A 9,450-nucleotide genomic window follows, 5' to 3' on the forward strand; every position below is an offset into this window, starting at 1 on the left:
CATCTGTCCGTCCAGATCCCGCGCATGCGCCTGCGCGCCCCAGAGCGCCCAGCGGCGCAGCCCGCCGAGCGTCAGCTTGGAGAGCAGTTCGTCCATGTTCTCCATCATCGGGCGCAGACCGCGCGGGGCCTTGCCGGCGAGTTGATGGAGCAGATTGAGATAGCCGCGCAGCACCTCGGCATCGCCGAGCCGGCTGGCGGCCAGCGGCATGTTGGCCATCATCAGGGTGACCACGGTCCCCGAGGTGTGCGAGGCGAGCTTCATCAGCGCGCTGACGACCTCGGGGATAATGTCCTCGCCGACCTCTTTCGCTACCCCCGGCATTTCCTGGACGTAGGTCAGCACCAGATCCGTTCCCCTGTTCAGCCCGCACATGGCGCGGATGCCGGTCAGATAATGCCCCAGTCCCTGCGCAGACATCACCCGCGCCGCCTCGTGATAGCTCGCCTCCAGCGCCTGGGCGTGCGGGTGCTCGGGATCGGCTTTGAGACAGGAGAGGTATTCGCTGAAGTCGATGCTCATGGTATTTGAACCGCAAAGGCGCAAAGCGCGCGAAGATTGTTCAGTTCGTCAGAATGACGCGCTGGATACCCTGTCGGAGTACCTGAACCTTGAAGTTAATCAAAAGTCCAAGCGGTTGACCTAGCGCCTTGAGATAAGAGAGCAACTGGGCTTTGTGGATCGGCAGGAGCACATCGACGGTCTTGAGTTCCACGATCAACGCCCCGCCCACCAGCAAATCCAATCGGCCCTCTCCAACCCGGATACCCTTGTATTCAACTGCCACACCGACCTGGCGCTGGCATTCAATTCCCCTGCTTTCTAACTCGACCGTCAAAGCGGCTTCATAAACGCTTTCGAGAAATCCCGGGCCGAGATGCCGATGGACTTCGATGGCGGCACCGATCGTCATATACGCGAGCCGTTCGATGCGTTCATCAGGCATCACAACCAATCTCCTTCGCGTCCTTTGCGTCTTTGCGGTTCAAACCAAGGCTCAAAAATACGTCTTCACCGCCGCGTCCAGGGTATCGCGCATGTCCGGATCGTCGGTCAGGGGGCAGACCAGGGCCATGCGGGCGGCGGATTGCGGGTCGATGCCCTTGCCGATGAGTTGGGCGGCATAGACCAGGAGCCGGGTCGACATGCCTTCGTCCAGTCCGTGTCCCTTGAGATTGCGGCTGCGATGGGCAACCTGGACCAGTTTCTCGGCGGTCGACTGGTCGACTCCGCCCTCGTGGACGACGATCTCGGTCTCGATCTCGGCGGTGGGGTAGTCGAAATCGAGCGCGCCGAAGCGTTGCTTGGTGGACTGCTTCAGATCCTTCATCAGGCTTTGATAGCCGGGGTTGTAGGAGATGACGATCTGGAAATCCGGGTGCGCCTGGACCAGCTCACCCTTTTTCTCCAGCGGCAAATTGCGGCGATGGTCGGTCAGCGGATGGATGACGACCGTGGTGTCCTGACGCGCCTCGACGACTTCATCGAGATAGCAGATGGCGCCGATCCGCGCGGCGACGGTAAGCGGGCCGTCCTGCCATTTGGTGCCGTTGATATCGAGCAGGAAGCGCCCGACCAGATCCGAGGCGGTCATGTCCTCGTTGCAGGCGACGGTGATCAGCGGCTTGCCGAGTGTCCAGGCCATGTATTCGACAAAACGGGTCTTGCCGCAGCCGGTCGGCCCCTTGAGCATGACCGGCATGCGGGCCTCGTAAGCCGCCGTGTACATCTCCACCTCGTTGTGCACGGGGCGGTAGTAGGGTTCGCGTTCGATCAGATATTGGTTACGGTCGCTGTCGGTCATCAGGATTCTCTCTTCGCCGTTCTGGGCCTTGCGGTGGCCGAATGAGTTACATTGAAACCAGGGTCGTCACGATGCCTTGCGGTTCGGGCAGGGTCAACGACGTCGATCACGGTTCAGGAGTCCACGCCGTCATGAACAGCATTGAATTGAAAGCCTTCGCGGGCCTTGATCCGGACCTCCGGGCCGCCTTGCTGGGTCAGATCCGAGATCTCTGGACGCATGGATCCACCGCCATCGAAGGCAATACGCTGACTCTGGGCGAGACGAAATTCGTCATCGAGGAGGGTCTGACGGTCTCCGGCAAGCCGCTGAAGGATCACCAGGAGGTCATGGGGCATGCACGCGCCATCGAGCTGATCTACCGCTGGCTTGACGAGGATCTGACCCAGGATCGGCTGTTCGAACTGCATCGCGCGGTGCAGCATCAGGTGACGCTGGATTTCCTCAAGCCGTGCGGCGCCTGGAAACGGGAATCCAATGGAACCTATGCGGTGACCGCGGACGGGCGTCAGACCTTTATCGAATACGCCGCGCCGGCAGACGTGCCGGTGCTGATGGCGGCCTGGCGCGAGGCGTTGAATCGTTTGTCTCGCGGCGAATTGAGCGAAACCGATGCGCTCGACGCCTATGCTCGTCTGCACCTGGGATTCGTGCACATTCACCCGTTCTGGGATGACAATGGACGTCTGGCGCGTCTGCTGGCGAATCTTCCAGTGTTGCGTTCCGGTCATCTGCCGGTGGTGATCGATGCGAGGCAGCGCAAGCGGTATATCGACACCTTGGCCGAGTATCAGATCGCTGTTGGACCGCTGACCCCGGCCGCTGGCCTCTGGCCCCAACCCAAGCTGGAAGCGCCTTTTCGGGGCTTTTGCCATGAGGCTTACGCGGCGACGCGCGCGCTGGTCGATCAGGCAAGCGCCCAGCAGGCGAGCCGGATACGTTGACGCGAGTCGTGGCTGAGCAACGGTGACGTTCATCGAAACCCTCTGGTTGAAACCTCGTCCTTGATCGTCTCGGAACCCATCTCCTAACGGGGTTCCCAGCCCTGCCGGGAACCCCATTGGGACGTTCCGCTTCCCGTTCTCTCGATCGCGGACGACCTCGCCTGGGTCAGACCGGCTTGCCGCGGAACACCACCATCTCGGCGCCCTTCGACTGGGCGTAATTGTCGAAGCCGATCAGGCGCACATGGTTGTTGGGGTGCGCCTTGTGGCACGCCTCGGCCTCGGCCAGGATGGCATCGACATTGGTCTCGCCGAACATCGGCAGTTTCCACATGTACCAGTAGTGGTCAAAGGCGTTTTCCGGCTCGGTGTGCTCGACCGCCGGATTCCAGCCCTTGGCGACGATGTACTCGACCTGCTTGCGGATCTTGTCGGCCGCCATCGCCGGCAGATAGGAGAAGGTCTCGAACTTACGGCTGTTGACGTCTTCGAGACTGGAGGGGTAATCCTGCATTTCGCTCATGGTTATTTACTCTCGAATTTGGAACCGCAAAGGCGCAAAGGACGCGAAGTGCTCTTGTGCGAGACTGACGAACGCCCTCCGAACCTCAACGATTGAATCTGGGACAGTGAGTTGCTCGCTCTTGGCGAACCGCAAAACGCGAAGACACTAGAATTAAAGCCTTCGTGCCCTTTGCGCCTTTGCGGTTCGATCCAAATTACTTGTGCGCCACGTCGAGCTTGTCGACGGTGTCGAACTCGAACTTGATCTCCTTCCAGGTTTCCATGGCGATCTTCAGCTCGGGGCTGCTCTTGGCGGCATTGGTGAGGACTTCCTTGCCTTCCTTCTCGATCGCGACACCCTCGTTGCGGGCCTGCACGCAGGCTTCGAGCGCAACACGGTTGGCCGCTGCGCCGGCCGCGTTGCCCCAGGGATGGCCCAGGGTGCCGCCGCCGAACTGAAGGACCGAGTCATCGCCGAAGATGGTCACCAGCGCTGGCATGTGCCAGACATGGATGCCGCCGGAGGCGACCGGGAAGACGCCGGGCATGGAGCCCCAGTCCTGATCGAAGAAGATGCCGCGGCTGCGGTCTTCCTTGATGTAGCTGTCGCGCATGATGTCGATCCAGCCCAGGGTTGCCTCGCGGTCGCCCTCCAGCTTGCCGACCACGGTGCCGGAGTGCAGATGATCGCCGCCGGACAGACGCAGAATCTTGGTCAGCACGCGGAAATGGATGCCGTGGTGCGGATTGCGGTCGAGCACCGCGTGCATGGCGCGGTGGATGTGCAGCAGCATGCCGTTGTCGCGGCACCACTGGGCCAGTCCGGTATTGGCGCAGAAGCCGCCGGTGATGTAGTCGTGCATGATGATGGGCGCGCCGATCTCCTTGGCGTACTCGGCGCGCTTGTACATCTCTTCCGGGGTCGGCGCGGTGACGTTCAGATAGTGACCCTTGCGCTCGCCGGTCTCGCGCTCGGACTTGTCGATGGCCTCCATCACGAAGTCGAAGCGTTGACGCCAGCGCATGAAGGGCTGCGAGTTGACGTTTTCGTCGTCCTTGGTGAAGTCCAGACCGCCACGCAGACACTCGTAGACGGCACGGCCATAGTTCTTGGCCGACAGACCCAGCTTGGGCTTGATGGTGCAGCCGAGCAGCGGGCGGCCGTATTTGTTCATCATGTCGCGCTCGACCTGGATGCCATGCGGCGGGCCGTTACAGGTCATGACATAGGCGATCGGGAAGCGCACGTCTTCCAGGCGCAGCGCGCGCACGGCCTTGAAGCCGAAGACGTTGCCGACCAGCGAGGTGAAGACGTTGACGACCGAGCCTTCCTCGAACAGATCGATGGGATAGGCGATGAAGGCGTAGTAGCAGGTGTCGTCGCCGGGCACGTCCTCGATGGCGTAGGCGCGGCCCTTATAATGATCGAGGTCGGTCAGCAGATCGGTCCAGACCGTGGTCCAGGTGCCGGTCGAGGATTCGGCGGCGACGGCGGCGGCGGCTTCCTCGCGCGGCACACCTGCCTGCGGGGTGATTTTGAAGCAGGCCAGCAGATCAGTATCCTTCGGCGTGTAATCGGGCATCCAGTACGTTTCGCGGTATTCCTTGACGCCCGCGCTGTATGTCTTAGCCATGCTGGAAAGTCCTCAGTGTTAAAGTGTGGTGATGTCTCGCCGGCTCTGCCTTGGGGGTACCGCCTTGCATCGCGGTGAATCCAGTGAGTGGCTGAACCTGGATAAATCATAGCGGGAATAAGGTTATAATGAACACTCAAGGTTTCTTATGAGTTCCATAGCAATTTACTTATGACCTGGGTTTGTCCGGATTCAGCCGGTTTCGCAGCGTGCATTTTTCATTAAGACAACTCCGGGTCTTCGAGGCGGTCGCGCGCCGGTTGAGCTTCACCCGCGCCGCCGAGGAACTGCATCTCAGCCAGCCGGCGGTCTCGATGCAGGTTCACCAGCTTGAGGATGAAGTCGGGCTGCCACTCTTCGAGCGACTGGGCAAGCGCATCGTGCTGACCGAGGCGGGCCAGGAGGTCCATCATTACAGCCTTGCGATCAACCGCTCGTTGCTTGAGATGGCGGAGGTTCTGGAGTCGCTGAAGGGTATCAGCCGCGGGCGTTTGCAGGTGGCGGTGGCAAGCACGGTCAACTATTTCGCGCCGCGACTGCTAGCGGTCTTCCAGCAGCGTTATCCGGGGGTCGGTCTGCGCCTGGATGTCACCAATCGCGAGACGCTGGTCCACTTGCTGGAAAGCAATGCGGTCGATCTGGTGCTGATGGGTGTCCCGCCCAGGGACATCGATGTCGAATCCGAGGTCTTCATGGACAACCCGCTGGTGGTGATCGCGCCCCCGGATCACCCACTGACGGGCGAGCGGAACATTCCAATGGCGCGACTGGCCGAGGAGGTCTTCGTGATGCGCGAGCCCGGCTCCGGCACCCGGCAAGCCATGGAACGCTTCTTCAGCGAGCGCGGTCTGACGATTCGCCACGGGATGCAGATGACCCGCAACGAGGCGGTCAAGCAGGCGGTGCGCTCGGGTCTGGGACTGAGCGTGGTGTCGCTGCACACCATCGAACTGGAACTGGAGACTCGACGGCTCGTGACCCTGGATGTCGAGGGTTTCCCGGACCTGCGTCAGTGGCATCTGGTCTATCGGCGCGGCAAACGACTGTCGCCGGTGGCGCGCGCCTTTCGGGATTTCGTCGTCGCGGAGGCGGCGACCATTGCCGCGCCGCCCCTGTTTCGGCTCGAAAATCCATCAGGAAAACCGCGTTTATTCCAGTGAGCAGCCCGGACGCGAATCGTCTAAACTAGCCAATCCGTCAAAAAAAAGACATCTTCACCATGCCGCACCGCACCTTGGGCGATTCCGGTGTCGCCTCGAACCGACGCCAACTTCTTGATTCGATCGATAGCCCCGTCGACCTGCGGGCGTTGTCCCAGAATCAGCTTCCCGAACTCGCGAGCGAACTGCGCGGTTTTTTGATCGACTGCGTGTCCAAGACCGGTGGTCATCTGGCGGCCGGTCTCGGCGTGGTGGAGCTGACCATCGGCCTGCATTACGTCTTCGATACCCCGCGCGATCGTCTGGTGTGGGACGTGGGCCATCAGGCGTATCCGCATAAGATTCTGACCGGTCGGCGCGAACAGATGAGCTGTTTGCGTCAGAAGGGTGGTCCCTCGGGTTTTCCGAAACGCAGCGAGAGCGCCTACGACACTTTTGGTGTTGGCCATTCCAGTACGTCGATCAGTGCCGCGCTCGGCATGGCCCTGGCCGCCAAGCAGCGCGGCGAGCGCCGGGCCGTCATCGCCGTGATCGGCGATGGCGCGCTGGGTGCCGGCATGGCCTTCGAGGCGTTGAACCATGCCGGCTCGATGGATATCGATCTGATCGTCATTCTCAACGACAACGAGATGTCCATCTCCCCGCCAGTCGGGGCCATCAGCGATCATCTGGCCCGGCTCCTGTCCGGCAAGCTCTATACCACCATGCGCGAGGGCAGCAAGACCGCGCTGGCCGGACTGCCCCAGTTGCGTCATCTGGTGGGTCGCTGGGAAGAGCACATGAAAGGTATGGTGATGCCCAGCACCCTGTTCGAGGAGTTGGGGTTCAATTACATCGGCCCCATCGATGGTCACGATCTCGATTCATTGGTCAAGACACTGCGCAATGTCAAGGGGATGCCGGGACAGCGTCTGCTGCATGTCGTCACGCATAAAGGCCACGGCTTCGAGCCGGCCGAGGGTCAGCCGACGATCTACCATGGCGTCACCCCCTTCGATTGCCGTACCGGCGAGATGCGCAAGGGTAAGAGCAAGGGGCCGAGCTATACCCAGATCTTCGGCGATTGGCTGTGCGATGCCGCCGCACTGGATCCGCGCCTGGTTGGCATCACCCCGGCCATGTGCGAGGGCTCGGGCCTGACGGCCTTCTCCAAGCGGTTTCCGGATCGCTTCTTCGATGTCGGCATCGCCGAGCAGCACGCCGTAACCCTGGCCGCCGGCATGGCCTGCGAGGGTCTCAAACCGGTGGTGGCGATCTACTCCAGCTTCCTCCAGCGGGCCTACGATCAGCTCATTCACGATGTCTGTCTGCAAAACCTGGACGTCACCTTCGCCGTCGACCGGGGCGGGCTGGTCGGGCCGGACGGTGCCACGCATGCCGGGAGCTTCGATCTGAGCTTCGGTCGTCCGATCCCCAAGCTCATCATCCTGGCCCCGTCGAACGAAAACGAATGTCGCCAGATGCTCAGGACCGCCTACGAGCATGAGGGGCCGGCGATGGTGCGTTACCCGCGCGGCAGCGGGCCGGGGGTCGCGATCGATCCGGACGCGCCCGCGCTTCCCATCGGTCGTGGCGAGATGATTCGCAGGGGCCAGCGGGTTGCCCTGCTCGCCTTCGGGAGCATGGTTCCGCCCGCGCTGGAGGCGGCGGAAACCCTGGATGCCACGGTCGCGAACATGCGTTTCGTCAAACCGCTCGACGAGTCGCTCATCCTGACGCTTGCGCGGGGGCACGATCTGCTGGTCACCCTGGAAGAGAACGCCATCGCGGGTGGTGCCGGCAGCGCGGTTGCCGAGTCGTTGTCCGCGCAGGGTCTGGTGGTGCGTTGCCTGCACCTCGGGCTGCCGGACCGCTACATCGAGCATGCCGAGCACGCCGAGCAACTGGCAAGCTGCGGGCTGGACGCGGCCGGAATCGTCGCCAGCGTGCGTGCCGAACTTGATCGTCTGGCTCCGGATGACGCCGCGCAAGCCTCCTTTGAGCTACCGCGCCAGCAAGGGATCGGCGCTTGAAAAGTGAACGCCGAGCGCGATAAACGACGATGCTTCAAGTCCGCCCGATCCATGCCTTCTCCGATAACTACCTCTGGCTGCTGACGGAAGGTTCGGGCACCGCCGTGGTGGTGGATCCGGGTGACGCTGACCCGGTGCTGGAGACGCTGGAGGCCGAGCATCTGACGCTGACCTCGGTCCTGGTCACGCATCATCATCAGGATCACATCGGCGGACTCGACGACCTGCTCGCGGCCTTTCCCGAGGCGCGCATCCATGGACCGGACGACCGGCGAATCCGCGCTCTGACCGATCGGGTGGGTGAGGGCGACGTCTTCCAGCCTGTCGGATTAAGCGCGAGCTTCCGCGTGCTGGAGGTTCCCGGTCACACCGCCACGCACATCGCCTATCTTGGCGCAGGCCGTCTCTTCTGCGGCGACACCCTCTTCGCCGCCGGCTGCGGACGGGTGTTCGACGGCACCTTCGAACAACTCGCCCACTCGCTGGAGCGGATTGCCGCCCTGCCGGGCGACACGCTCTGTTACTGCGCCCACGAATACACCCTGGCCAACCTGGGTTTCGCCCGCTGGGTGGAGCCGGATAGCGCCGCGCTGGCGGCCCGCCTTCACGCCGACCGGCAGCGACGGGATGCCGGTCAGCCCACGGTCCCCTCGCGGCTCGCTCTGGAACTGGCGACCAATCCCTTTCTGCGCACCGGCGAGCCGGGCGTTATCGCCGCCGCCGAAGCCTTTGCCGGCCGCGCGCTTGACTCTCGGGCCGAGGTGTTCACGGCCTTACGGCGCTGGAAAGACGAAAGGTACGATTGACGATTCAACCGCGTCCGGGGCGGCATGCGTTGTTTGTACATCGATTCGGTCTCACCTGAACCAATCGGCGCTAGCGCTGACGCGGCTGAAATGAACAAGCAATTAAAAACGTAAACCGCGTCAACAGCGACGTTCTTTCGGCAAGGCAAGTCTTGTTCTCGCTCAAAACCGCTTCTCGCTCAAAACCGCGCAGGTCATGCTGGACGCGGTTTAATCCGGCTCCCGCCTCTCGGCCTTGATCGCACCGATCCGCGCCGCTCGAATCCGTTCCGGAATCAACCGTGGCTCGCGCGCCGCGAGCGCGATGGTGCCGACATCCACCCCGGCGACGACCTCCAGCAGGCGGCGCAATCGCTCGCCTTGCGGATAGGGGCGTTCCGCGTAACCGGTCCGGCCCCGATAGTCGGCCTCGCAGGCGATCAGCATCTGCTGGAAACGCGCCGGACGGCGGATGGCGTCGGCCCCTTCGAGCAGATCCAGAATGGTCCCCGCGCGCAGTTCATCGACCTTGTGGACCAGACCATGATCGCGGGCCGTGATACGCGCCAGTTCGCGACAGCGGTTGGGGATCTTGAAACGGTCGCAC

8 protein-coding genes and 2 pseudogenes are annotated in these 9,450 nt (G+C 62.5%); 4 read left to right on the top strand and 6 right to left on the bottom strand.

Annotated elements, in window-relative coordinates; all coding sequences use genetic code 11:
• The 3 genes and pseudogenes from QZY07_RS04350 to QZY07_RS04360 form a co-directional block, all read right to left on the bottom strand.
• Positions 1-522, bottom strand: a pseudogene (locus QZY07_RS04350) (VWA domain-containing protein); the annotation flags it as partial.
• 40 nt (positions 523-562) lie between these two features.
• Positions 563-946, bottom strand: coding sequence for a GxxExxY protein (locus QZY07_RS04355; protein ID WP_295400073.1), 384 nt, complete (start codon positions 944-946; stop codon positions 563-565).
• Positions 947-997: 51 nt separating this feature from the next.
• On the bottom strand, positions 998-1,804 hold the full coding sequence (locus QZY07_RS04360; RefSeq protein ID WP_295400074.1) for a CbbQ/NirQ/NorQ/GpvN family protein: 807 nt from the start codon (positions 1,802-1,804) through the stop codon (positions 998-1,000).
• A 131-nt stretch (positions 1,805-1,935) separates the two neighbouring features.
• On the opposite strand from QZY07_RS04360, the gene QZY07_RS04365 reads away from it, so the two are divergent.
• Positions 1,936-2,748, top strand: a complete 813-nt coding sequence (locus tag QZY07_RS04365; protein ID WP_295400075.1) for a Fic family protein — start codon at positions 1,936-1,938, stop codon at positions 2,746-2,748.
• A 166-nt stretch (positions 2,749-2,914) separates the two neighbouring features.
• On the opposite strand, the gene QZY07_RS04370 is transcribed toward QZY07_RS04365, so the two are convergent.
• Together QZY07_RS04370 and QZY07_RS04375 are read right to left on the bottom strand one after the other, a co-directional pair.
• Complete coding sequence (locus tag QZY07_RS04370) at positions 2,915-3,271, bottom strand: ribulose bisphosphate carboxylase small subunit (protein ID WP_295400077.1); 357 nt, start codon at positions 3,269-3,271, stop codon at positions 2,915-2,917.
• Between the two features lie 196 nt (positions 3,272-3,467).
• A complete protein-coding gene (locus tag QZY07_RS04375) occupies positions 3,468-4,886 on the bottom strand; it encodes a form I ribulose bisphosphate carboxylase large subunit (protein ID WP_295400078.1) in 1,419 nt (472 codons plus the stop codon).
• A 209-nt stretch (positions 4,887-5,095) separates the two neighbouring features.
• On the opposite strand from QZY07_RS04375, the gene QZY07_RS04380 reads away from it, so the two are divergent.
• From QZY07_RS04380 to gloB, 3 genes are read left to right on the top strand one after another with little or no spacing between them, the layout of a single operon-like run.
• Positions 5,096-6,046, top strand: coding sequence for a LysR family transcriptional regulator (locus QZY07_RS04380; protein ID WP_295400080.1), 951 nt, complete (start codon positions 5,096-5,098; stop codon positions 6,044-6,046).
• A 59-nt stretch (positions 6,047-6,105) separates the two neighbouring features.
• Positions 6,106-8,058 carry a 1-deoxy-D-xylulose-5-phosphate synthase gene (dxs, locus tag QZY07_RS04385; protein ID WP_295400082.1) on the top strand — a complete coding sequence of 651 codons (1,953 nt, stop codon included), beginning with the start codon at positions 6,106-6,108 and terminating at the stop codon, positions 8,056-8,058.
• Positions 8,059-8,087: 29 nt separating this feature from the next.
• The gene (gene gloB / locus QZY07_RS04390; RefSeq protein WP_295400084.1) at positions 8,088-8,864 is read left to right on the top strand and encodes a hydroxyacylglutathione hydrolase; all 777 of its coding nucleotides are present in this window, start codon (positions 8,088-8,090) and stop codon (positions 8,862-8,864) included.
• A 210-nt stretch (positions 8,865-9,074) separates the two neighbouring features.
• Here gloB and cca read toward each other — a convergent pair.
• Positions 9,075-9,450, bottom strand: a pseudogene (cca, locus tag QZY07_RS04395) (multifunctional CCA tRNA nucleotidyl transferase/2'3'-cyclic phosphodiesterase/2'nucleotidase/phosphatase); the annotation flags it as partial.

The sequence above is a fragment of the uncultured Thiocystis sp. genome (assembly GCF_903866365.1).
Lineage (GTDB): Bacteria > Pseudomonadota > Gammaproteobacteria > Chromatiales > Chromatiaceae > Chromatium.